Origin of the sequence: Streptomyces sp. NBC_01275 (assembly GCF_026340655.1) — a bacterium.
In the GTDB taxonomy this organism is placed as follows: Bacteria; Actinomycetota; Actinomycetes; order Streptomycetales; family Streptomycetaceae; genus Streptomyces.
This window is the reverse complement of the sequence record NZ_JAPEOZ010000001.1, coordinates 10,098,534-10,122,249: the sequence shown is the minus strand read 5'-3', so window position 1 is coordinate 10,122,249 and position 23,716 is coordinate 10,098,534. Positions and strand designations below refer to the sequence as shown.

18 protein-coding genes and 2 pseudogenes are annotated in these 23,716 nt (G+C 72.0%); 13 read left to right on the top strand and 7 right to left on the bottom strand.

All coding sequences use genetic code 11. From position 1 onward, the window contains the following. Positions 1-24 precede the first annotated feature (24 nt). The 7 genes and pseudogenes from OG562_RS44475 to OG562_RS44450 all read left to right on the top strand — a co-directional run bounded on the left by OG562_RS44475 (position 25) and on the right by OG562_RS44450 (position 5,812). Positions 25-1,476 (top strand): PucR family transcriptional regulator, encoded by a 1,452-nt coding sequence (locus tag OG562_RS44475; protein ID WP_266408444.1) that lies wholly within the window; start codon positions 25-27, stop codon positions 1,474-1,476. Further along, a pseudogene (locus OG562_RS46320) lies at positions 1,477-1,563 on the top strand (hypothetical protein); the annotation flags it as partial. Between the two features lie 88 nt (positions 1,564-1,651). Then, positions 1,652-1,816, top strand: a complete 165-nt coding sequence (locus tag OG562_RS44470; RefSeq protein WP_266409896.1) for a hypothetical protein — start codon at positions 1,652-1,654, stop codon at positions 1,814-1,816. Between the two features lie 45 nt (positions 1,817-1,861). Next, entirely contained in the window at positions 1,862-2,374 is a 513-nt protein-coding gene (locus tag OG562_RS44465; RefSeq protein ID WP_266408443.1) for a hypothetical protein, read from the top strand. Between the two features lie 623 nt (positions 2,375-2,997). Further along, positions 2,998-3,468, top strand: a pseudogene (locus tag OG562_RS44460) (cation:proton antiporter); the annotation flags it as partial. 255 nt (positions 3,469-3,723) lie between these two features. Next, on the top strand, positions 3,724-5,022 hold the full coding sequence (locus OG562_RS44455; protein ID WP_266408442.1) for an ArsB/NhaD family transporter: 1,299 nt from the start codon (positions 3,724-3,726) through the stop codon (positions 5,020-5,022). A gap of 313 nt (positions 5,023-5,335) precedes the next feature. Next, complete coding sequence (locus OG562_RS44450; RefSeq protein WP_266408440.1) at positions 5,336-5,812, top strand: CBS domain-containing protein; 477 nt, start codon at positions 5,336-5,338, stop codon at positions 5,810-5,812. Between the two features lie 60 nt (positions 5,813-5,872). Here OG562_RS44450 and OG562_RS44445 read toward each other — a convergent pair whose 3' ends face one another. The 3 genes from OG562_RS44445 to OG562_RS44435 all read right to left on the bottom strand — a co-directional run bounded on the left by OG562_RS44445 (position 5,873) and on the right by OG562_RS44435 (position 13,038). Beyond that, a complete protein-coding gene (locus OG562_RS44445; RefSeq protein ID WP_266408438.1) occupies positions 5,873-6,073 on the bottom strand; it encodes a hypothetical protein in 201 nt (66 codons plus the stop codon). Beyond that, positions 6,070-10,923 (bottom strand): DNA repair ATPase, encoded by a 4,854-nt coding sequence (locus OG562_RS44440; RefSeq protein ID WP_266408435.1) that lies wholly within the window; start codon positions 10,921-10,923, stop codon positions 6,070-6,072. Before OG562_RS44440 ends, OG562_RS44445 begins: the two co-directional genes overlap by 4 nt. A gap of 72 nt (positions 10,924-10,995) precedes the next feature. Continuing rightward, complete coding sequence (locus OG562_RS44435) at positions 10,996-13,038, bottom strand: flotillin family protein (protein ID WP_266408432.1); 2,043 nt, start codon at positions 13,036-13,038, stop codon at positions 10,996-10,998. 248 nt (positions 13,039-13,286) lie between these two features. Between OG562_RS44435 and OG562_RS44430 the strand changes: the two genes are divergently transcribed. Beyond that, entirely contained in the window at positions 13,287-14,342 is a 1,056-nt protein-coding gene (locus OG562_RS44430; RefSeq protein WP_266408428.1) for a CdaR family transcriptional regulator, read from the top strand. Between the two features lie 15 nt (positions 14,343-14,357). On the opposite strand, the gene OG562_RS44425 is transcribed toward OG562_RS44430, so the two are convergent. After that, positions 14,358-15,077: a flavodoxin family protein gene (locus OG562_RS44425; RefSeq protein WP_266408427.1), complete on the bottom strand. Its 720-nt coding sequence runs from the start codon at positions 15,075-15,077 to the stop codon at positions 14,358-14,360. 124 nt (positions 15,078-15,201) lie between these two features. Between OG562_RS44425 and OG562_RS44420 the strand changes: the two genes are divergently transcribed. Beyond that, positions 15,202-16,203: an NAD(P)-dependent oxidoreductase gene (locus tag OG562_RS44420; protein ID WP_266408425.1), complete on the top strand. Its 1,002-nt coding sequence runs from the start codon at positions 15,202-15,204 to the stop codon at positions 16,201-16,203. Between the two features lie 31 nt (positions 16,204-16,234). On the opposite strand, the gene OG562_RS44415 is transcribed toward OG562_RS44420, so the two are convergent. Next, entirely contained in the window at positions 16,235-17,344 is a 1,110-nt protein-coding gene (locus OG562_RS44415) for a sensor histidine kinase KdpD (protein ID WP_266408422.1), read from the bottom strand. 2 nt (positions 17,345-17,346) lie between these two features. Continuing rightward, on the bottom strand, positions 17,347-18,072 hold the full coding sequence (locus OG562_RS44410) for a response regulator transcription factor (RefSeq protein ID WP_266408419.1): 726 nt from the start codon (positions 18,070-18,072) through the stop codon (positions 17,347-17,349). A gap of 122 nt (positions 18,073-18,194) precedes the next feature. Between OG562_RS44410 and OG562_RS44405 the strand changes: the two genes are divergently transcribed. The 3 genes from OG562_RS44405 to OG562_RS44395 are packed head-to-tail and all read left to right on the top strand — an operon-like array spanning position 18,195 to position 20,244. Beyond that, positions 18,195-18,890: a glycosyltransferase family 2 protein gene (locus OG562_RS44405; protein ID WP_266408417.1), complete on the top strand. Its 696-nt coding sequence runs from the start codon at positions 18,195-18,197 to the stop codon at positions 18,888-18,890. Then, on the top strand, positions 18,887-19,507 hold the full coding sequence (locus tag OG562_RS44400; protein ID WP_266408415.1) for a DUF2064 domain-containing protein: 621 nt from the start codon (positions 18,887-18,889) through the stop codon (positions 19,505-19,507). Before OG562_RS44405 ends, OG562_RS44400 begins: the two co-directional genes overlap by 4 nt. Continuing rightward, positions 19,504-20,244: a bifunctional 2-polyprenyl-6-hydroxyphenol methylase/3-demethylubiquinol 3-O-methyltransferase UbiG gene (locus tag OG562_RS44395; RefSeq protein ID WP_266408414.1), complete on the top strand. Its 741-nt coding sequence runs from the start codon at positions 19,504-19,506 to the stop codon at positions 20,242-20,244. The genes OG562_RS44400 and OG562_RS44395 overlap by 4 nt, the downstream gene beginning before the upstream one ends. Positions 20,245-20,560: 316 nt before the next feature. Here OG562_RS44395 and OG562_RS44390 read toward each other — a convergent pair whose 3' ends face one another. Next, positions 20,561-21,790: a molybdopterin-dependent oxidoreductase gene (locus tag OG562_RS44390; RefSeq protein ID WP_266408411.1), complete on the bottom strand. Its 1,230-nt coding sequence runs from the start codon at positions 21,788-21,790 to the stop codon at positions 20,561-20,563. A 126-nt stretch (positions 21,791-21,916) separates the two neighbouring features. On the opposite strand from OG562_RS44390, the gene OG562_RS44385 reads away from it, so the two are divergent. After that, positions 21,917-23,287 (top strand): hypothetical protein, encoded by a 1,371-nt coding sequence (locus OG562_RS44385; protein ID WP_266409853.1) that lies wholly within the window; start codon positions 21,917-21,919, stop codon positions 23,285-23,287. Positions 23,288-23,716: the final 429 nt, after the last annotated feature.

Sequence of the window (23,716 nt, the reverse complement as noted above, 5' to 3'; positions counted from 1 at the left end):
TCACAGAGCAGTACGCTTTCTTCTGTGGCCAGCGACAAACTCACCGTCGGGGATCTGCTCTCCTTCCCGGCACTCCAACTCTCCGTGAAGGCCGGCGGCGGCGGTCTGGGCCGGTCCGTGTCCTGGGCGCACGCCAGCGAGCTCGCCGATCCGACGCCCTGGCTCCTGGGCGCCGAGGTGATCATGACGACGGGTCTGGCGGTCCCCCGTACCGCGGCCGGACAGCGCGCCTATCTGGAGCGGCTGGACGACGCCGGGGTGTCCGCTCTCGCGCTCTCCGCGCAGCTGCACATGCCCCCGCTGCACGACGCGTTCTTCCGGGCGGCGGAGGAGCGGGGGTTCCCGGTTCTCGAAGTGCCGCTCGCCGTCCCGTTCATCGCTGTCGCCCAGGAAGTCGCGGCCGCGGTCCAGGAGGACGCCCGGCACCGGCTGGGGGCCCAGCTCCAGGTGTTCGGCGCGCTGCGCTGGCTGGTCGCCGAGGACCTCGACACGCCGACGCTTCTGCGCCGCCTCGAAGAACTGTCGGGTTACGACGTCTACCTCTGCACACCACAGGGCCGCCCGCTCCTGCCCGGCGTTCCCGCGCCGGATCCCGCCGTCCTGCCCGCTTCCGTCGACGCTCCACCGACCGTCCCCGGCGGATTCGTCCTTCCGGTGCCCGCGCCCGGCGGCCCGGCGGGCTTTCTCGTCGCGTACGAGCGTCAGGGCGCCCAGCCCGCGGGGCTCGCCGTCGCCCAGCACATCGCCACCGTGGCGGCGCTGCGGCTGGCGATGGTGCGCAACGAGCGCGAGACGCTGCGCCGCGAGGGGGCGGAGACGCTGGCCGAACTCCTCCAGGAGGTGCTCGACCCGGAGGCCGCGCGCCGCCGGCTCGCCCGGCACGCGATCGAGGGCGACACCGTCCTCCTCGTGGTGCGCCACACCACCGACGAGGCACTGCTGCGCTGTCTGGAGGACCATCCCCATCTGCTGCTCACCCGGGGCGAGGACCGCTACGTCCTGGGGGCACCGGAGCTGGCGGCGGCCGTCGGTGAGCTGCCGGCCGTGGCAGCCGGCATGAGCCGCCCCTTCTTGCCGGGCGCCGCGCTGAAGGTCGCCCAGCGCGAGGCGCTCTGGGCGGTCTCCAAAGCCGTGGAGTCGGGCCGCCCCGTCGTCCGGTACGGAGACGACTCGACAGGCCGGTGGCTGCCCGGCGACCCCGCTGTCCTCACCGCACTGGTCGAGAGCGTGCTCGGCGAAGTCCTGCGCTACGACGAGGCCCATGACTCGCAGCTGCTGGTCTCCGCCCGTACCTGGATGGAGCGCGACCGCCGTACCGAGACGGCTGCGGCGGCGCTCCACATCCATCCGAACACCCTCGCCTACCGGCTGCGCCGCTTCGGCGCTCTCGCCCACCGTGACCTGACGTCGACGGGTGCCCTGGCCGAGGTCTGGCTGGCGATCCAGGCAGCGGGGGCGCTGGGCCTCACCGACTGAGTGCGGCTCGTGGCAGGCCAGGCCGCCGCCTGCACCAAGGCGGTCAACGAAGCCGCCCCTCACGCCCTGGTAGTCACTGATCGCTGGCACCTGATGCAGAACCTGTCCGCCGCGGTGGAGAAGACCTGCCACCGGCACCGCGGACTGCCTGCGCAAACGTGCCGAGGAGGAGACGGTGACCGAGGTGCCGAAGCCGCCCCCGATGCTGTTGCCGCCCACGGAACTGAGCTCCGGGGTGGTCGAGGGGCATGTGAACCGGGTGAAAACACTCAAGCGGGCCATGTACGGCCGAGCCTCGTTCGAACTCCTCCGGACCCGCATCCTCGAAAACGGCCCATGAGACAGTCGGGCACGGCTTACCGATCGTCACCGAGGAGAAGGATCCATGAGAGCGTTGCCCGCCGTCACCGGCCGTGATGAGTTCGATGCCCTGGTCGTCAGAACCGACTACCTCGACGACCGGGCGTGGCAGGACGTGGCGGCGGCGCTGACGGAGCCCTGGGGAGACAGGCAGTACGAGGCACACGTCCACTTCATCGACGATCCGGCCTGGGCAGGGGCGACCGTTGACGAGGTGCTGACTGCGGTCTGCGGCGACGACAACCTGGCCGTTGTCTTTGTCGCCGACCGTACAACCATGCAGGCCGAGAGCCACCCACTGCTGGCGGTCACCACGCTGACGCGGGAGGAGTGCGTGGACGATCAGGACTACGAACAACTGACCGAGTTCGGCCGCGATTTCCGCACCATCCCCGCAGGACTCCACGACGTCCACGCGAACCTGAGCATCGGCAACCTGGGCTTCGAGGAGTACGCGGCATGGGCTCACGATGATCCCGAGGGGATCTACGGTCCTGCTGAACGGGCGCTCACGAAACTGCGGAGAGAGCCAGAGTGAGATGTGCTGGGCTTCGCCGCTCCCGAGCAGGCGACGCGCCGGGCAGCGGAACGCCGAAGAGGGGTGCAGCGATGCTGCGCCCCTCTGTCGTCTCTCTACGCAGCCGGTCAGCTCAGGAGAGAATCGATGGCACTGCGCCCCTTGCCGTCGGCCTCGGGTCTGAAAAGGGCGTAGCAGTCCAGACGACGGACTCACCCGCCACGCGAACGTGCGGCCCACCGCAACGGCGCCCTCCTTCCCGAGACCGAACCGGCCGCGTACTCCGGGTCCTGGGCACGGTCACCGCCCTTTTCGTGCTGCTGGGAATGTTCTCCGGGCCGCCTGGGGGTCCCCGGGGGCTCGAAGGAGCGGAACACCCCGACGGCTGGTCAGTCCGTGAGGGCCTCCGAGGACCCACCGACCGCCGACGGCCCGGCATCTCCGCCCCCTGTTCGCAGGACAGGCGCCGAGTGGCCCACCGCCTGCTCCGCGTTGCCGGATTCCGGCAACGCGGAGCAGGACAGAGGTGCACGCCAACGATCTGTCAACGTCGCGTAAAGAACGTGTAGGGTTCCGAGCGGTGTGCCGGGAAGTCTGGTCGGCGGTTCGGGGACAAGTCTCTTCACCGATCGGGGGTCCGGGTCATGGTGCTCGTCGTGGTGTTCGGAGTGGCGCTGCTCATCGCGGTGCTGCTGTCCGGTCCGGCCGCCCGGACCGTCCTGTCCACCTCGTTCCTCTTCCTCGTCGGCGGCGCGCTCGTCAGCGACGGTTTCCTGGGACTCATCCACATCACCCCGGACAGCGAGATCGTGTCCGTGACGGCCGATCTGGCACTGTTCGCGGTGCTGTTCGCGGTGCTGTTCACCGACGGCGTGCACGTCTCCTTCCCGAAACTCCGGGCCACCTGGCGCAACCCGGCCCGCGCACTCGGCCTCGGCATGGCCCTGGCGTTCGTCGGCATGGCCCTGATCACGCACTACCTGGTGGGCCTGGACTGGACGACGTCCTTCCTGGTCGGCGCCGTCCTCACGCCGACCGACCCCGTGTTCGCCGCCGCCGTCGTCGGATGCAAGGAAGTCCCTGCGAAGCTACGGCAGTCGCTGAACGTGGAGAGCGCGGACCGTCGAGGGGGCCGACCGGGTCGGCGCGTGACATCTCGGAGCGCCCTCGAAGAAGCGCCGGGGGTACGCGCCGAGCTCACGCTGGCACGGTGGCTGCCACGCCACAGGGTCCGGCCACCGGCCGTCGCCCCGGAGGGGAGCATCACGCAGGCCCTGGCCTTCATGCCCCGCGCCCTCACCCCGCCGGCCGCCCCCGGCCGGCGGGTGCGGTGACGGGGCCCGTGTGTTGGAACGACTTGTCGGAGAAACGTGAACGGCTGGCAGAGCTGGGCCGCGGTCGTCGTCTTCATCGCCGCGTACGGCCTGATCATCAGCGAGAGGATCCACCGCGTCGGCGCGGCGTTGGGCGGTGCCGCGCTGATGCTGGCGATCGGCGCGACCGACGACTCGTCGGCCTTCTTCTCGGAGCACTCCGGCATCGACTGGAACGTCATCTTCCTTCTCATGGGCATGATGATGATCGTCGGCGTGCTGAAGAAGACGGGCATGTTCGAGTACCTGGCCATCTGGGCGGTGAAACGGGCGCGGGCCAGGCCGTTCCGGGTGATGGCGATGCTCGTCGTGATCACCGCGCTCGCCTCGGCGCTCCTCGACAACGTGACCACGGTGCTCCTCGTCGCCCCGGTGACCCTCCTCGTCTGCGAGCGCCTGGCGCTGCCCGTCGCGCCCTTCCTGATCGCCGAGGTGTTCGCGTCGAACATCGGCGGCACGGCGACCCTGGTCGGAGACCCTCCCAACATCATCATCGCGAGCCGTGCCGGGCTGACCTTCAACGACTTCCTCGTCCACCTGGCCCCGCTGTCCGCGCTCCTGGTGGTGGTTCTCCTCGCCCTGTGCCGCTTCCTGTTCCGCGCGTCCTTCGTCTACGACGAGACACGCGCCGAGGAGATCATGGCCCTGGAGGAGAAGGAGGCCATCAAGGACCGCCGGCTGCTGGTCCAGGGTCTCGCGGTGCTGGTCCTCGTCGTGGCCGGGTTCGTGCTGCATCCGGTGCTGCACTACGCGCCCAGCGTCGTCGCCCTGCTCGGCGCCGGTCTGCTGATCGCCGTCTCCTCCGCGGAGACCGGCGACGTGCTGGGCGAGGTCGAGTGGCCCACGCTGGCCTTCTTCGCAGGTCTGTTCATCATGATCGGCGGCCTGATCGAGACGGGCGTGATCGGCGAGATCTCCCGCTCGCTCGCCGGCGCCATCGGTGACAACGAGCTGGGCGGCTCCATGCTGCTGCTGGGCGCCTCGGCGGTGCTGTCCGGCGTCGTGGACAACATCCCCTACGTGGCCACCATGGCCCCCATCACCGCCGACCTGGTGCACAGCATGGGCGGAGACCCCGCCCACGTCATGTGGTGGGCGCTGGCCATCGGCGCGGACCTCGGCGGCAACGCCACCGCGATCGGCGCCAGCGCCAACGTCGTCGTCCTCGGCATCGCAGAACGCAACCGCCAGCCCATCTCCTTCTGGCAGTTCACCAAGTACGGCCTCGTGGTCACCGTCGTCACGGTGACGCTGTCGACCGGGTACGTCTGGCTGCGCTACTTCGCGTCGGCCTGAACCGGAAGCGGTGCCGGATGCGCCGAAGTGGTGCGGGGCGGACCGGCCGGAAACAGGAACGGTGACTCGTGTTCGACATGATCTGGCTGTGCGGCCTGGACGACCAGGACTCGGCGTTCCTCGCCTCTCCCGTACGGTTCGGGCTGATGATGTTCGCCACCGGCCTCATGTGCGGCGCGCAGCACCGGGCGTTTCGCTGCCCGGCAGCCGCGGCGGGAACAGCCACGCTGGGTTCACGTCAACGCGCTGGCCCATGCCTCAGGCGTGTACGACGCTGAGCACAGGTACGTTTCCCGCAGATGAGGAGTCCGGCATGCGCGCCCGTGACCTGGCGGTCGGATACGAGACGGTGAGCGTCGACAGCGACGCGCTGGACGCCGCCCGGCTGATGGCGGAGCACCGGCTGCCGGGCCTGCTGGTCCTCGACGCGAAGGGGGAGCCGAAGGCGATCCTGCCGGCCTCTCAGATGGTCAGGACGCTGGTGCCGGAGTACGTGATCGAGGACCCCGCCCTCGCGGCCGTCATCGACGAGAAGCACGCCGACCGGCTCTGTCAGGCCCTGGCCGGGCGCCGGGTCGGGGACTGTCTGTCCGACAAGCCGACTCCCCCGCCGGTAGTCGATCCGGACGACACCGCGCTGGAGGTGGCCGCGCTGATGGCACGCGTGCGCAGCCCGCTGGTGGCCGTGGTGGAGAAGCAGGCCGGCGGAGCGCGTCTGCTGGGCGTGATCACGGCCTCCCGTCTGCTGCACGAACTCCTCGGCGCGCTCGGCACCGCGACACCGGAGTAGACGCGGCGCACGTACCGGTGGACGGCCGGCGCACGCCCGGTCACCGTTCTTACCTCACTGTCAGTCGTGCTCGCGCGGGAACCGCTTCCCACAGGCGTGTGCGCGACGCCGGGTGTCACGCAGGCCGCGGGGGGCGGCCGTCCCGATACGGAGGCTCTCCACGCTCGCCGCCGTCCGGCTCCGGTCCCGGCGGACCAGCACCACCGTGCAGACCGCCACGATCAGGGCGGCCACGGCGAGAGGAACCAGGAACGGCGTCACGACTGCTCCCTCCGCCCGGTCGGGGGCCGCTGGTCGTCGGAGCGGTGGTCGGTGGCACGGGTGATGGCGGACTCGACGGCGGCGACCCGGTCGGCGAGCAGGCCCAGCGCGGCGACCGCACGGGTGAGCGGGTCCTCCTCCGCGCCGCCGAAATCCTGATCGCGCCCGTGGGCGGCCTTCAACTCGTCCCACCGCGCTGCCTGTCGACCGGTCAGAGTGCCTCGCAACTCGCCCAGCTTCAACAGGTTGGCCTCCGCGTCGGAGGTGAGGGTCTGGGCCTCGGCCCGGTAGTGGTCGGCGATCAGCGCGGCCAGTTCGGCGTCGTTCATGACCGGCCGCACCCGCTGGGCGATCTTGTTCATGTTGCGGTACGAGCCCTGGAGCCGGAAGGGCGGTTCGGTGCGGGTGACGTCGGACCGGGCGGCCGAGGCGATGTAGGCGGCGTTCACCTTCAGGACCGTCTCCCTGACGGTGAGGAGGTGGCGCAGAACGGCCAGGATGCGCTCCAGTTCGGCGGGCGGACACGGATGCGTCAGCCGGTCGGCGCGCGCCGTCGGGTCGGCCCCGGCCAGTCGGACCAGCAGTTCCAGGTCGCCGTGCTCGCGGGCGGCCAGCGGGGCGAGCACGGCGTTCGCCGTCAGCGCGTTCTCGAGGAAACTCTGCGCGAAGGCGTCCTCCTTGCCGGTCAGGACGTCGCCGAGGTTCCACACGTCGGCCCGGTTGGCGAGCATGTCGGGCACCCGGAAGCGGCTGCCCGACTCGGTGTACGGGTTGCCGGCCATGCAGACGGCGAACCGTTTGCCGCGCAGGTCGTAGGTGCGCGGTACGCCGTCGCGCACACCGTCGATCCGGCGGGTGGCGTCGCACAGCGGGATGAACCTCTGCAGCAGCTCGGGCGAGGTGTGCTGGATGTCGTCCAGGTAGAGGAGGGTGTTGTTGCCCGACGCCAGCGCGAAGTTGATCTTCTCGACCTCCTGCCGTGCCGTCGCGTTCGGGGCCTGCGCGGGGTCGAGGGAGGTGACGGTGTGACCCAGCGCCGGGCCGTCGACCTTCACCAGGAGCAGACCGAGCCGGTCGGCGACGTACTCGATCAGGGTGGTCTTGCCGTAGCCGGGCGGGGAGACGAGCAGGAGCAGGCCACCGGTGTCGGTGCGCCCGGTCCCGCCGGTGGTGCCGAGCTGCTTGGCCAGACTGTCGCCGACGAGCGGCAGATACGCCTCGTCGACGAGCCGGCCCCGGACGAAGGAGGGCATCGCGCGCGGCCGGTACTCGTCCAGGCGCAGACGTGCCCGCTCGGCGGTCACGAGCGCGGTGCGCCGGCGCTGGTGGGCGCGGTGGGCAGGCGCCTCGTGGGTGCGGAACGCCCGGGTCCGGGCGAGGAATTCGTCGAGGCGGACGGTCAGGGCTCGCCCGTTGATCCGCGGGTGGGTGCCGAGCAGTCCCTCGACGGTCTCGGTCAGGGGCGCGTCGGACTCGTGGCGGACCAGTTCCGGGCAGAGTTCGGCGGCCACCGCCTCGGCCAGGTCACCGGGCGTGATGTCCGTGCCGGTGGCGGCGGTGTACGACGTCAGCCAGGCTTCGACGAGCTGCTTGCGGTCGGCCGGGGCAGGAAGTGCGGCGAGGTCGTCGTCGTACGCCGAAGTGCCCACCGTACGGCGGAACTTGTCGAGCAGGGTGCGGGTGGCGCCGCTGATGACGAAGCCGTCGGGGCCGGTCGTCAGCTCTTCGAAGAGGTACCCGGCGGCTCCCTCGTGGCCGATCGCCTCCGCCAGTTCCGCTCGCAGGTCGGCGGTCGCGGGGGTGGGACCGAAGGTGTCACGGGCGCGGGCCAGGGACACCGCACGCCGGGTCCAGCGCGCGCGCTCGTCGGGCGTCGTGGAGTGGGCCCAGAACAGCTGGGCGGCGGCGCGGGCGGCGGGCTCGTGGCGCAGCGGGCCGGCGCCTTCGTGCAGGCGCAGGAGTGCGGTGAGGACGAGCGTCGCGTCGTGGTCGTGGACGCCGCGTTCGTAGCCCTCGTCGTACGCCGCCTCCGCCGCTTGCCTGACCAGGGCCGGCAGATCGGTCTCGGCGAGCGCCTGCGGACCGTGCTCGGCCAGGAGCCGGGCGGCGAGGTGCTCGGCGCGGTAGACCTCGGGGGACTCGGACGGCAGGGGGCGGTCCCCGTAGGGGTGCGCGGCAGTGAAGTCGGGGTCCGTGACCGGGGAGCGGTAGTCGGTGCCGGTGATCGCGAAGGCGAGGGTGTCGCCGTGCGGGACCAGGGTGAGGTCGAGGGACTGGGTGTTGACGGCGAACCGGTGGGCGCCCAGGCGGATCGTGCGGCCGTCGTCGGCGTACAGGTCGGTGCGGTCGCGCAGGGCGCGCACGGCTCCCTGGCGGGCGGCTTTCAGGCGGCCGTCCAGTTCCTCCGCCCTGACCTGGTCGCCGAGCGCGCGCAGTTCGTCGACGACGCGGCGGATCCTGGCGGGCATCGGGTCGGACGTGAAGTACGTCGTGACGGCGTCCGCGTCGGCGAGCACGCCGGCGCGGCGGCTGACCGTGGCGAGGACACGGGCTGCGGAGTCGGCCAACTGCTGGGTGCGGCGGGCGCGGGCGTCGGCGAGGGTCTGCCTTCGGGTGGAGAACACCTCGTGGATCTCTTCGCGCTTGTCCGCGAGTTCGCCGAGGAAGTCGTCGGACTCGGCGAACCGGGATTCCAGGTTCTCCAACCGCACCAGTGTACGGGCGAGTTGTTCGTCGCACGCCTCGGGGCTGTCGGCTGCCGCGAGTGCGCCGGTGACGGTCTGGCCGAGCAGTGCGAACTCGGCGGCGAACGCGGCGCGCCCTTCTCGGTCCAGGAGGTCGCGGCGGCGGCCGTCGAGGGTGGCACGGGCGCGGTTGACGGCGCCGAGGACCTCGGCCGTCTGTTCCAGGACCGCCGTGCGCACGGTCGCGTCACCGATGTCGAGTCCGGCGACGATCTCGCTCACCGTGCGCAGCCTGTCGGCGAGTTCGTCGATGCGCGTGGCGACGGGCTCCGCCTCGGCCACGGTGGCGGTCTCCGAGGCGTCGGCGGTGAGCCGTCGGGCGTCGGTCAGGTGGTCGGCGAAGGCGTCCTCGCGGGCCAGGTGCGCGACGGCTCGCTGTCCGAAGGAGGCGAGGTCGGCCGCGGCTTCGGCGGCGAGTTCGTCGATGCGGGCGGTGTCGGCGTACCGCATGTCCTTGAGTGTGAGCAGATGCCCTTGGGCGTTGCGCAGTTCGGTCAGTCCGGTCACCCAGCCGGCCGTGCCTCGCGGCGTCTCGCCCCGCAGGCGCCGTACGACCGTCGCCACGCGCGCGGCCGCTTCCGCGAGCGCCTCGGCCGCCCGCCGGGTGAGGGCCCGCACGGCCTCGGACTCGGTCAACACCTGCTCGGCCGTCGCCCGGACCTGCTCCAGCGGACCGAGCAGGTCACCGAGTTCCGTCTCGCCCAGCCAGGGGTGGGAGTCCGCCGTCCGGACGCAGGCGGCGGCCAGTGCCGCGTACATCTCGCCGGTCGGTGTCGTCCCGGTGAGGGTGCCCGCGATCGACAAGCAGTCGGAGATGCCGCGTACGAGGTCGGCGTTGCCGACGCGGGCCAGTGGGCCGGAGCCCACGGGGTGCGCGGCGGCATGGGCGTCCGAGACGTAGGGGGAGTTCCACAGCTGGAGCGAGTGCACGCGCTGCGGCTCGTCGCCGTCGGGACGCAGCAGCGTCAGGGCCCCGTCGTCGTGCAGGGCCCAGCCATGGCAGGGCAGCGGCGCGGCGACCTCCTTGCGGATCGTGTTGTAGGGCAGGAGGAGGGCGCGGCCGCGGCCGGATGCTTGGAACGCGTACAGCACGTCCTCGCCGTTCGGGGAGCGGATCTCCCGCTGGAACTGCAGCCCGCCGGTGTCCACGCCCTCGAAGGTCCGGTACGGCCCGGCCGCCAGGCAGTAGCCGCCCGGGAAGACGATCCCCTGGTCCCCGGGCAGTCGTCGGCACGCCTGCCCGAGGCCGTCCAGGCGAACCACCGACCTGGTGAGGGTGTTGACCACCAGACAGCGGTCGGCGTCCTCGTTGTAGGGGCGGATCCGCAGCAGGATCAGGGGGCCGACACAGGCGTACGCGATGTCCGCGTCGGCGAGGGACTGGAGCGGTTCGGCGACCGGCTCGCGGTGGATCCCCTCCCCCGTCCCGGTGTCGTCCGCCAGCTTGACGGTGAGACTGCCGCCGACGGTCGAGACGAACACTTCGCCCTCGACACGGACGTGCGGGTGGCGGCCGAGGACGTGGTCCTCGCGGGTCGTCCGGGTCCAGTCGAAGTCGCGGGCGGGCGGCCGGACATGGTCGCGCTCGCCCCGGGCGTCCAAGAAGGCGGGCCGACCGTCGTCGTCGATCGTCCAGCGCAGGACCCGCATGTCCTCGGTCTTCTCGCCGGTCTGGAAGACGGCGAGCAGTCTGCCCTCCAGACGCCGCACCCGCAGCAGACGGGCCTGCCGGTAGTAGCGGTGCAGGTCGGTGAACTCACGGACGAAGGCGGGGTCGTCGAGGAGTCCCGGTACGGCGTCCCGGGACAGTGGCTTCAGGCCGCGGTCGTACAGCGCGAACACGTCGCCCACCGTGGTCTCCGCTCCCCGTCCGGGGACAGTGTGGTAGCCGAGGAGCAGTGCGTCGCCGACGGAGACGACGTCGCGGGGAACGCAGGCCGCGTCGGTGCGCAGCCGCTCGGTGCCCGCCAGTTCAAGCCGCAGCGAGCCGAACTCCCCGGTGCGCCGGGTGTTCAGCTCCTCCGTACGGCGGGCGAGTTCGGCGGCCTGTGCGGCGAGCCGGTCGCGCAGCACCTCGTACGTACCGGTGTCCAGGCCGGTGGTCATGGGTCCCTCTCAAAAGTCGCAAGGAGCGGCCCGGAGCCGCCGTCCCCTGTGCGGCGGCTCCGGACCTGCCGGTCAGCGCTTGCCGCTGCCGTTCACGGTGGCGAGCGAGGCGAGCGACGCGTCCGCGACTCCCAGCTCGCCCGCCCGGCTCAGCAGTTGCTGGAATGCGACGGTGTCCGCCCCGCCCGTCCTCATGAGCTTCATGAGCAGCGCCGAGACGGTCAGGTCGCGCACCTCGGCCGTGAAGACGGGGCCGAGGGCACGGCCGAGGTCGTCGGGGAAGCTCGCGGTGCCGTCCAGCCAAGGCGCCGCGAGGGCCTGGGCCGTCTCGGAGTGCTGGACGAACCCGTCGACGCCCTTGCCGAGCGAGATCGCCCCGACCAGCCGGTCGAAGAAGACGGACTCGCCGCCGACGATGTCGATGTCGGCGTTCTCCAGACCGGTCGCGAGGACCGTGGCCTGGGCTTCGGCGACCTGCCGCTGCACCTCCAGGCCGGCCAGCCGGATCTCCTTCTCCGCCTGGATCCGCAGCCGGTACTCCTCGTGCCCGCGGGACGCCTCGTCGAGCGCGGCCATCGCCACGGCCTTCTGGTTCAGCCCCTCCGCCTCGGCCTTGAGCTTCTCGGCGATGGCGGTGGCCTCGGCCAGCGCGTTGGCACGGACGCCCTCCGCCTCGGCACGCAGGCGCGCCTCGGTGGCCTCGGCCTCAGCCCGGCCGACCTTCTCGATGACGTCGGCCTCCTTGTCCCGGACCTGTATCGCGGCGAGACCCTCCGCGGCGGCCTCCGCCTGGACGCCCTCCGCGAGCCGCAGTCTGGCCCGCGCGTCGAGGTCGGCGGTCTTCAACCGGGCCTCGGCGAGGGTGAGTTCCTCGGCGGCTCGGTGGGTGGCGGCCTGCTCGGCGGCCTCGGCGGCCTTGATGTCCTTGACCAGGTTCTCCTGCGCCTGCGCCTCCGCGGCGATGACGACGGCCTGCCGCTCTCGCTCGGCCTCCTCCACGGCACGCAGCCGCTTGATGGACTCCTCCTGCTCGGCGACCGTACGGTCCACCGCGACCCGCTCCCGGACGACCTCGGCGATCTCCCGCTTCTCCGCCTCGACCTCCTTCTCGGCGGCGATCCGCGTCAGCTGGGTCTCCCGCTCCCGGGCGATGACCTCCAGCTGGCGGTCCTTCTCGATGCGCTCGTTCTCGACGGCGATGACCCGCTCGCGGTTCTTCGCGGCCACGGCGACCTCGCGGGCCTGGTTCTCTCGCTGGATGCCGAGCTGTTCCTCGGTCTTCAGGAACGCGCCCTGCGCCCGCAGCCGCTCCTCCTCCGCCACACGCGCCGTCTCGGCCTCCTCACGAGCCCGTACGGTCTCGATCTCCCGCCGCTGTTTGATCTCCGCGTCGGCCTGACGGCGCTCCAGCTCCAGGATCGCCTCGCGGGCGTCGACGTTCTGCCGGGTGATCTCCTTCTCCTCCGTACGCTGCGCCTCGTTGGTGCGCACATGCTCCACGGCCGTGAGTTCGGTGATCTTCCGGATGCCCTGCGCGTCGAGCACATTGGCGGGGTCGAGCTGGGTGAGCGGCGTCTGCTCGAGGTAGTCGATCGCCGCGTCCTCCAGGTGGTAGCCGTTGAGGTCGACGCCGATGACCTCGATGATCCGGTACCGCAGCTCCTCGCGCTTGGTGTACAGGTCGGTGAAGTCCAGCTGCTTGCCGACGGTCTTGAGCGCCTCCGAGAACTTCGCGTGGAACAGCTCCTGCAAGGTCTTCTGGTCGCTGGCCCGCGCGGTGCCGACGGCCTGGGCGACCCTGATGACGTCCTCCAGCGTCTTGTTGACCTTGGCGAAGAACGAGATGCGGATGTCGGCGCGGATGTTGTCCTTGCAGATCAGCCCGTCCTTTCCGGCCCGCATGATCTCGATCGCCTTCACCGAGATGTCCATCACCTCGGCCTTGTGCAGCACCGGCAGCACGACCTGGCCAGTGAAGGTCACATCGACCTTCCGCAGTTTGGAGACGATCAGCGCCTTGCCCTGTTCCACCTTGCGGAACAGCTGCGAGACGACGAGTGCGGCCAGCAGGCAGACGGCGACGAGCGCGCCGACGCCCAGGGTCATGGCAGTCATGGCATACGTCCTCGGACTCAAGGAACCGGAAAGATGGCCGGGTCCGGCGGCGGACGTGTCACTTCCGGTTCCGGTGCGGGCCACCTGCCGGTGTCCGGCACCGGAACCATCCGCCGTGCTCCCCTGACCACATGGTCCTCGACCGACATCCGTCGGCGCATTGCCGGGCTCCGGCAGTGTTCATTAGGGTCTGCATGCCGACGGCGTCAAAAAGCCGTCAACGAGGCGTCAGGAAACCGGGGGAAGGCATGACGAACGGCGAGATTCCCGAGCGTTACCTCGACGGCTACGACCGCATCCTCGCCGACGTGTCCGCCACCGGCCGACGGCTCACCCGCGACGAACTCGCCTCCCGCCGCGCCCTGGGCGAACAGGCCGCGGAGGCGGGCCACGGACTGCGGGCGCTGATCAGCGCCCATCTGACCGCCGCCCGCACGGCCTGGCCGTCGCCCGGCTCCGGCGACGGCGCACTGGCCGCCGTCCAGCAGGCCGTCGACGCCTTCGCCGAGGGTTTCGAGCGTGCCCAACTGCTGGCCGTACGGCAGGAAGAGGCCGCCCGCCGCGAGTTCATCGACGACCTCCTCTACGGCCGCAGCGACCTGGGCCGCCTCGCCGAACGCGCCGAACGCTTCGGCCTGCGCCTCTCGCACGCACACGCCGTCGCCGTCGCACAGGGCCCCACCGCCTACGAGGAGGGCGACCCGGTGCCGAGGCAGGTGGAGCGGGCCGTCAACGCCCGGTTCGGCGACCGCAACGTCCTGCTCACCACCAAGGACGGCCGACTGCTGTGCGTCGCTCCCGGCCACCAGGGCGAGGTCCTCACCCACTTCGCCAAACAGGCGCACGCGGCCACCGACGGCGGCCGGATCGCCATCGGCCGTCCCCAGCCAGGCCCCGGAGGCGTCGTCCAGTCCTACGAGGAAGCCCTCAACACCCTCGAACTCGCCGAGCGTCTCGGCCTGGAGGACCCCGTCCTGCGCGCCGTCGACCTGCTCGTCTACCCGGTGCTCACCCGCGACCGGCAGGCCATGGCCGACCTCGTCCTCGACACCCTGGGCCCGCTCACCTCGGCGCGGGGCGGCGCCCAGCCCCTTCTCGACACCCTCACCACGTACTTCGACACCGGTTGCGTCGCCGCCGAGTCCGCCCGCCGCCTGTCACTGAGCGTGCGGGCGCTGACGTACCGTCTGGAGCGCATCCACCAGCTCACCGGCGCCAACGCCGCCGACCCGGCCCACCGGTACATGCTCCAGACGGCGGTGATCGGCGCACGGCTGCTGGACTGGCCCGCCACGGACCTGTGAGTCCGGGGACCAGCCTCAGCGGTGTTCGGGATTGTCGGCTCCCGCGCGGCACCCCGCGTCCCACTCCGAGCGCCGGTTGCCGTGGGCGGGGATGCCCCCGGCACGCTTGAGCAGCGCGGCGATGTGCATGAGGTTCCAGGTCATGAAGGAGGTGTTGCGGTTGGTGAAGTCGTTCTCCGGGCCGCCCGAGCCCGGGTCGAGATAGGAGGGCCCGGGGCCGGCCGCGCCGATCCAGCCGGCGTCCGCCTGGGGCGGGATCGTGTAGCCGAGGTGCTGGAGGCTGTAGAGGACGTTCATCGCGCAGTGCTTGACGCCGTCCTCGTTGCCGGTGATCAGACAGCCGCCGACCCGGCCGTAGTAGGCGTACTGGCCCTGTGGGTTGAGCAGCGAGGAGCAGGCGTAGAGGCGCTCGATGATCTTCTTGGTCACCGAGCTGTTGTCGCCCAGCCAGATCGGTCCGGCCACCACCAGGATGTCGGCGGCCATCACCCGCTCGTAGAGGGCCGGCCACTCGTCGGTGGCGAAGCCGTGCTCGGTCATGTCCGGATACACGCCGGTGGCGATGTCGTGGTCGACCGCCCTGATCTCATCGGTCGTCACTCCCTGCGCGTCCATGATCGCGCGGCTCTTGTCGACCAGCCCCTGGGTGTGACTGAGCTGGGGAGACGGTTTGAGGGTGCAGTTGACGTAGAGCGCGGTCAGGTCGTCGAAGCGGTGGGAGGGGGATGCGTCCATAGCGGGCAGCGTCTCGCGGGAGGTCTGTTTTGTCCCGGTCCGACGCGCCCGGAGCGTCTTACGGAGTGGTGACGTGCCCGGCGGGTCACGGGACCCGGTACGCCCCGCGCCCTAGCGTGGCCGTATGCGTGTACTGGTCACCGGCGGTGCCGGGTTCATCGGGTCCCATGTCGTCGACGTGCTGCGGGAGCGCGGACACGAGCCGGTCGTGTACGACGTCCGGGAGGATCCCGGGGCGGACGTGCGCGACCCGGCAGCGGTCGCCCGCGCCCTCGACGGCATCGACGCGGTGTGCCATCAGGCGGCGATGGTCGGGCTCGGCGACGGGGTCGCCGACGCGGCGGAGTACGTCTCCCGCAACGACCTGGGCACCGCCGTCCTGCTCGCCCGGATGGCGGAGGCGGGGGTGCGGCGTCTCGTGCTGGCCGGATCGATGGTGGTGTACGGGGAGGGACGGTACGAGTGCACGCGGCACGGAGTGGTGCGGCCCGGTCCGCGAGCCGTCGGCGATCTCGGCTCGGGCCGGTTCGAGCCGCTGTGCCCGCTGTGCGGGGAGGACCTTGTTCCCGGCCTGGTCGGCGAGGACGCCCCGGCCGATCCGCGCAACGTGTACGCCACGACCAAGCTCGCGCAGGAGCATCTGGCCGCCGCCTGGGCCCGGTCGACGGGCGGGTCGGCCATGTCGTTGCGGTACCACAACGTGTACGGGCCCCGGATGCCCCGTGACACCCCGTACGCCGGTGTGGCCTCCTTCTTCCGTTCCGCGCTCGGCCGGGGCGAGACACCGCGTGTCTATGAGGACGGGCGGCAACTGCGGGACTTCGTGCATGTGCGGGACGTGGCCGCCGCCAACGCCTTGGCACTGGAGGCCGGGTCGGCGCCGGGGGCACTGACGGCGTACAACACCGGCAGCGGCGAGCCGCACACCGTCGGCGAGATGGCGCGGGCGCTGGCCGCCGCGTACGGCGGGCCCGAGCCGGTCGTCACCGGTGAGTACCGGCTGGGCGACGTCCGGCACATCACCGCGGACTCCTCCCGGTTGCGGGACGGGCTCGGGTGGAAGCCGGAGGTCGGGTTCCAGGACGGCATGGCGGAGTTCGCGCGGGCCGGGATGCGGGGCGCGTAACACCGCGGTGGACCGGTGGTGCTGCCCGCCCTCACGAAGCTGCGGCGGGCAGCACCACCTCGAAGCGGCAGCCGCCGGGGATGTTGCGTACGGTGGCCCGGCCCTGGTGCGCCTCCACGATCCCCCGCACGATGGCGAGGCCCAGGCCCGCGCCCGCCGGGGGCGTGCGGGCGTCGGTGCCTCGCCAGCCGGTGTCGAAGACTCGCGGCAGGTCCTCCTCCGGGATGCCGCCGCAGCCGTCCGTCACCGACACCATCACCCCCTCCAAGGAGCGCTCGGCGGCGACCGCCACCGTGCCGTCGGCGGGCGTCCGGCGGATCGCGTTGACCAGCAGATTGCCCAGAACCCGGCTCATCTCCTTGCCGTCGACCTCCACCGGCACCGCCTCCACCCGGTCGCCGACCAGCCGTACGCCGTGTTCGCGGGCGAGGGGGTCGGCGCCCGCGAGGGCGTCGCCGATCAGGTCGTAGAGCGAGATGCGGGAGGGGGTGAGAGGCAGGGTGCCGGCGTGGATGCGGGAGAGTTCGAAGAGGTCGCCGACCATGCCGTTGAGCCGTTCGACCTCGACGCGGATCTGCTTGAGGTAGCGGTCGGGGTCCGCGGCCACGCCGTCCTCCAGCGCTTCGGACATCGCGCGCAGGCCGGCCAGCGGGGTGCGCAGGTCGTGCGAGATCCAGGCGACGAGTTCCCGCCGGGAGGTCTCCAACGCCCGCTCACGCTCGCGGGATTCGGCGAGTCTCGCGCTGGTGGCCGCCAACTCACGGCTCAGCGCCTCCAGTTCGGCGGTGGCCGGGACGTCCGGTGCCGCGAACCGGCCGTCGCCGAACGAGCGTGCCGCGACGGCCAGTTCGCGGCTGCGGGCGACGACCCAGCGGCCCAGCAGCAGCGCGGTGACCAGGGAGACCACGGCCGCCATGGCGACGACGGTCGTCACCACCGTCAGATCGTGCGGGGACAGGAACATCGCCCACGCGACGGCGAGCGTGCCCGCGAGCATGGCCAGCACGCCGACCGCCGCGACCACGGTGAGCGAGGCGGTGAGGGAGCGGCGCCGGATCAGCCGCAGCACGCCCGCTCCGGCGAGGCCGGTGACGGCGGCGCCGGCGAAGGCGTACAGGGCGATGAGGAGGGTGTCGCGCACCGTCACTCACCCCCGGGTTCGAAGCGGTAGCCCACACCCCACACCGTCTGGATCAGACGCGGGCGGGCCGGGTCGTCCTCGACCTTGCCGCGCAGCCGGCGGACGTGAACCGTGACGGTCGACAGGTCACCGAAGTCCCAGCCCCACACCTCGCGCATCAGGTCCTCGCGGCTGTATGCCCGCTCAGGATGCCGCAGGAAGAACGAGAGCAGGTCGAACTCCCTTAGCGTGAGAGCGAGTTCGGCGCCGTTCTTCGTGGCTCGGCGGGCTGTGGGGTCGAGGGCGAGTCCAGCCGCGCCGAGCGGACGCGTTCCCGCATCGGGTCGGGAGCGGCGCAGCACCGACTCCACCCGCAGGACCAGTTCCCGGGGGCTGAAGGGCTTGGTCACGTAGTCGTCGGCGCCGACCTCCAGGCCGAGGATGCGGTCGTCCTCGTCGCCGCGAGCGGTGAGCATGATGACCGGCACCGGACCTTGGCCGCGCAGCCGCCGGCAGACCTCCAGCCCGTCCATACCGGGCAGCATCAGGTCCAGCACGACCAGGTCCGGCCGGTGCGCGTCGGCACGGACGAGGGCCGTCGGCCCGTCGTCCGCCCGATCCACGAGATACCCGGCGCGGTCCAGGTATCCGGCTACGACCTCGGAGACGGTCGGGTCGTCGTCGACGACCAGGACCCGTGTGGACCGCCCCCCGGCTTGTGCCCCCAGGGGCTCGTGCAGTTGTCGCATGCCTCCAGCCTGGCACCACACCCTCCCCGGTGCCGCCCTCCGGCCCTCGCCCGGCCCCGACGTCCGCGTTTCGTAAGGAGCGGAAGACCGAAATGCCCGATTGGCGCTCGTAGGGTGAAACCGTGACCCTCCCACCACCGCAAGACGTCGACGTCGTTCTCCCCTGCCTGAACGAGGCCGAGGCACTGCCCTGGGTGCTCGCCCGGATCCCGAACGGCTGGCGCGCCCTGGTCGTCGACAACGGCTCCACCGACGGCTCGGCGGACATCGCCCGCGCGCTCGGCGCGACCGTCGTGCACGAGCCGCGCCGGGGCTTCGGCGCCGCCTGCCACGCCGGACTGGCCGCCGCCCGCGCCGACATCGTCTGCTTCTGCGACTGCGACGCCTCTCTCGACCCCTCGCTCCTCGCGCCCTTCGTCGACGAGATCCGCTCCGGCGAGGCCGACCTGGTTCTCGGGCGGCGGCGTCCCCGTACGCGGGGCGCCTGGCCCGCGCACGCCCGCGCGGGCAACCTGGCACTCGCGCGCATGCTGCGCCACCGTACCGGGCTGCGCCTGCACGACCTCGGCCCGCTGCGGGCCGCCCGCCGCGAGCCGCTGCTGGCCCTCGGCCTCACCGACCGGCGCAGCGGTTACCCGCTGCAGATGGTGGTGCGGGCCGCTGACGCCGGCTGGCGGATCGCCGAGCACGACGTGCCGTATCTGCCGCGCACCGGCGTCTCGAAGGTGACGGGCACCTGGCGCGGCACCTGGCAGGCGGTACGGGACATGAGCCGCGTCCTCCAGGAAGTTCCGGTCCATGAGGGGAGCGCACGGTGACCAACTTGCTCGTCATCGCCAAGGAACCCCGGCCGGGGCGCGTCAAGACGCGGCTCACCCCGCCCTTCACCCCCGAGGAGGCGGCCGAGCTCGCGGAAGCGGCCCTCGCCGACACCCTGCGCACCGTGGCCGCCGCACCCGCGTCCCGGCGGATCCTCGTCCTCGACGGCGCGCCCGGCCCCTGGCTGCCGCCCGGCTTCGACGTCGTACCGCAGTGTGCGGGCGGGCTCGACGAGCGGCTGGCAGACGCCTTCGCGCGTTGCACCGGCCCGGCCCTGCTCATCGGCATGGACACCCCGCAGGTGACTCCGGAGCTGCTCACCGTGGACTTCACGGAGTGCGACGCGTACTTCGGTCCGGCCGAGGACGGCGGATTCTGGGCCCTCGGCCTGGCCGAGCCCGATCCGGCCCTGCTGCGGGGCGTGCCCATGTCGACGCCGGTGACCGGGGCCGTGCAGCGGGAGCGGCTGGTCACCGCCGGGTTGCGGGTGCTCGACCTGCCGTGGCTGCGGGACGTCGACACCGCCGCCGACGCCCACGCGGTCGCCGCCCTGGTCCCGCACAGCCGGTTCGCCGCACGACTGGCCCGGTGCGCGACGACGGTGGGCCGCCCATGAGTACCACCGTGCCCCCCTGGGCGGCCGCCGACTCCTACGCCGCCGCCCTGCGCGCCGGACGCGGGCCGCTGTTCCTGCGCCGGGACGACGGATGGCTGCTGCCGCTGGAGGTGGAGCGGTGGTGCGCGCGTGCGGACGCGGTCGACCTGGACGTGCTGGACCGGTGTGAGGGCACGGTGCTGGACGTCGGCTGCGGACCGGGCCGGCTGGTGGCGGAACTCGCCGCCCGGGGCCGGACCTCCCTCGGCATCGACGTCAGCGACGCCGCCGTCGACCACACCGCGCGGCTCGGCGGCCCGGCGCTACGGCGCTCCGTCTTCGAACCGCTGCCCGGCGAGGGGCGCTGGGGCACCGTCCTGCTCATGGACGGAAACGTCGGCATCGGTGGCGATCCGCGCACCCTTCTGGAGCGTGTCGCCGCCCTGCTCGCCCCCGGCGGGCTCCTCATCGCCGAGACCGCGCCGGTGGACGTCGACGAACGCGTTCACGTCCACATCACCGACGCACACGCCACCGTCGGCGCCCCCTTCCCCTGGGCGCGGCTCGGCACCCCGGCCCTGCAGCGCTACGCGCGAGGCTGGCAGCGGGCCGGTCACTGGGCGGCCGGCGGCCGGTGCTTCGCCGCCCTGCGCAGCCGCAGCGCCGACAACAGTGCCGAACCGCCGAACAGGACGGCGGTGATCAGCAGCCAACGGGCGAGGAAGCCGTCCGGCGACAGCCCCGTGGCGAGCCGGTAGCGCCGGTCCACCATCCCGCCGACCAGCGGGAACCACACGAGCAGGAGCAACCCCGACAGGGCCGCCGGGACCCGGACGTACATCGCCCACTCCCGGCGGCCGGCCGCGCCGAGGCCGCCCGCGACCGCCCGGTCCGCCCCCGCGTACAGGGGCAGCAGCACGAGGTCATGCAGCAGCGCCGCCCCCACGATCCACAGCGCCACACCGAACCAGTCGTCTGCGAACAGGCGCACCCCCGCGTAGGCAGCGAGGGCGAACGACGCGGCGAGCAGCAGGAGTTGGAAAGGGCTGCCGAGGGGGATCCGGGGCGGGCGCATCACAGGTCTCCGAAGGTCAGCCGGGCCACCCACTTCGTGTTCAGCACACCGGGCGCGGCGGGCACGATCACACGGGCGGGATAGCCGTGGTCGGGGGACAGTTCCTCGCCGTTGACGTACAGGGCGAGCAGTGAGCGCGGGTCGGCGACCTGGTTGGCGCGCAGGGCGGCCCGGCGGAAGGCCCCGTGCCGCTGGAGGGACTCGACAAGCACGTCCGGCGGGTCGCCGTCGTGGCCGACGAGGGCGGCGAGGTCGCGCAGCCGTACCCCGCGCCACCACTGGTCGGACGTCGACCAGCCCTCGACACAGGCGATGGGCAACGCCGAGCTGTGCAGAGAGAGTTCGGCGAGTTGCGCCCGGCTGAGGCGGACCGTGCCCGAGCGTCCCGTGACGAGGAGCCGCCAGACGTCCGCACCCGTCTCGGCCACGTCGATGCCCGCGTACGCGGCGGTCTTGTTGATCTGGAATCCGTTCGGGCCGCCGCCGGGCTCGGCCCAGCCGTGCGGGGCGAGGAGGGCGGTGCGCCGCAGGGCGTCGGAGTTCTGCCCCGCCGTCGTGGCGAACAGCAGCAGCGACCCGCCCCCGACGAACCACAGGGCGCCGCGCCGGGAGACGGTCGGCTCAGCGGGACGCGGGGACACCAGGCCGTCCCGTTCCTCCCGCGCGTGCCGCAGATTGCGCAAGGCCGTGGGTGTCTTCAACAGTGCGTGGGCCACGAAGGCCGCGAAGAACACCCAGGCCCCGTAGAAGTGCAGCGGGTAGAAAGAGCCCGGGAAGACGTAGTTCAGCTGGACGTTGAACACACCGGTCACGAACTCGAACAGCCCGCCCCCGACCAGCAGCAACAGGGAGATCCGCTCCAGGGCGTGGGCGAGCGAGCGGGCCGGCGGCAACGCGAACAGCCTCGGCACCACCGACCACAGCTTGGCCAGCAGGACGGGGATCAGCGTGATGCCGAGGGTGACGTGGACGCCCTGGTTGAGCCGGTACAGCCAGTGGGGGCTGGTGGGCCAGGCGAAGAGGTAGAAGCCGAGAAGCCCCTTGTCCGGCGTCTTGTCATTCACCGGCGACAGGTCCGGGTTGTAGGCGGCGTACGAGACCAGACCCGTCACGAACAGCACCGTGATGCCGACGAGCAGGACGACGCCGAGGACCGAGGTGAACCAGGGACCGCGCAGGGGGCTGCGCCAGAAACCGGGGGAGGCGGGGAGCCGTGGATCGTCTCGCATGGTCCGACCGTAGGCCGCGGCGCCCCTGGTGGAGGGCGTGCGACTCATGACGAAACGCTGACGTCCGGCCCGGACGGCGGTGTGCGAACGCCCTGTCGGCCTAGCGTTCCGGACGTGACCCGCACCCTGAGCTCCGCCGAGCCGCGCGCCCCGCGCTCCGGCGGCCCGTCCCGTGGCCTCCGCCGTGACCTGTACGCCGCCGGGGCCGCCGCCCTGCTGGTGACGGCGGCCGTACTGATCGGACGCCACATCCAGGACACCCGCCACACCCTGTTCGTCGGCTGGCCTCCCGTGCTGGGGTCCTGGGGACCGCACATCGGCCCCGGCACTCCGGCGACGGTACTCGTCGCGGCCGTCACCGTGGCCTACGGCCCCGCCCTCGCGGCCCGTCTCCCCTGGCGGACCCTGCTCCCACTGGCCTGGGCCACGTACACGGCCTGGATCCTCTCCCTCGCCCTCATCGACGGCTGGCACCGCGGCATCGCCGTCCGCCTCACCACCCGCAACGAATACCTCCAGGTCATCGATCGCTTCCACGACATCCCGGCGACCTTGCGCGACTTCACCCACCACATCCTGCTCCACTCCCCCGACAACTGGCCCGCCCACGTCGCAGGCCACCCACCGGCCTCCACCCTCACCTTCGTCCTGCTCGACCGGATCGGCCTGCGCGGCGGCGGTTGGGCGGGGATGTGGTGCATCACCGTCGGCGCGACGGCCTGCGTGGCGGTACTGGTCGCGATCCGCGCACTGGCCGACGAGCGCCTGGCGCGACGGGCGGCCCCCTTCCTGGTCCTGGCTCCGGCCGCGGTGTGGATGGGCGCCTCCGCCGACGCCTATTTCGCGGCGGTGGCGGCCTGGGCGGTGGCCCTGCTGGCGCTCGCGGTCACCCGGGGTTCCCTCCCGGCAGCCGCGGCGTCCGGAGTGCTGTTCGGCCTGACCTGCTATCTCTCCTACGGCCTCACGCTCTTCGCACTCATCGGCGCGGCGGTGCTGCTGCTCGGCCGGCACCGGGTCCGGCAGCGCCCCGCGCTGATCGCGGCGCTGCTCGCCGGGGCGGCCGTCGTGCCGACGGCGTTCACGCTCGCCGGATTCGACTGGTGGGAGGCGTACCGCCTGCTGGTCACCCGCTACTACCAGGGCGCGGGCGGTACCCGCCCCTACGGCTACTGGGTGTGGGCCAACCTCGCCTGCACCGTGCTCATCACCGGCCTGGCGACGGCCGCTGGCCTGCGGCGGACGGGGACCGTCCTGCTGCGGAAGGGCTCACCGGAACGCGGCGCCGTTCACCTCGCGTTCCCCGTGGCCGCCGCCCTGCTCGCCCTGCTGGTCGCCGACCTGTCCGGCATGAGCAAGGCCGAGACGGAACGCATCTGGCTCCCCTTCGCGATGTGGCTGCTCCCGGCCTGCGCCTTCCTCACCCGCCCTCGCGCCTGGCTCACCGCCCAGGCCCTGCTCGCGCTGCTCCTCAACCACCTGCTGATGACGGGCTGGTGACACCGGCCCGCGGCGACGGCCGCGGCAGTCGTTGTCGGAGGTGGCGCACCGCAACGGCCGCGGCCTGATCGATCTCCAAGATCGGCACAACGCCGTCGCCATGCGGTCTCCGCACCGGACGATGGCCGTCGTCGCTTCAGGTACCTGATGAAGCCTCAGCCCGTGCGTCAATTCGTGCGTCACGACGCAAGAACGTGCCGGTGCCGTCGCCGCCACGCGACCCGCCGCCTCAGACGGATACGCAGATGCGCACGCCGTGCCAGCGTCACAGGCTTCTCCCCAAAGGGGTAGAGGCTGCCGCGGACTGCTCCGCTGCGCACGCCACGCCCGTGCAGAACGGGAACACCATTGCGCAGGGGCGCTGAAGAGCCGCTGAAGGATCTGAAGGGACCTTCAGCCACACATACGTGGTCCCCCGGCGAGGACCTG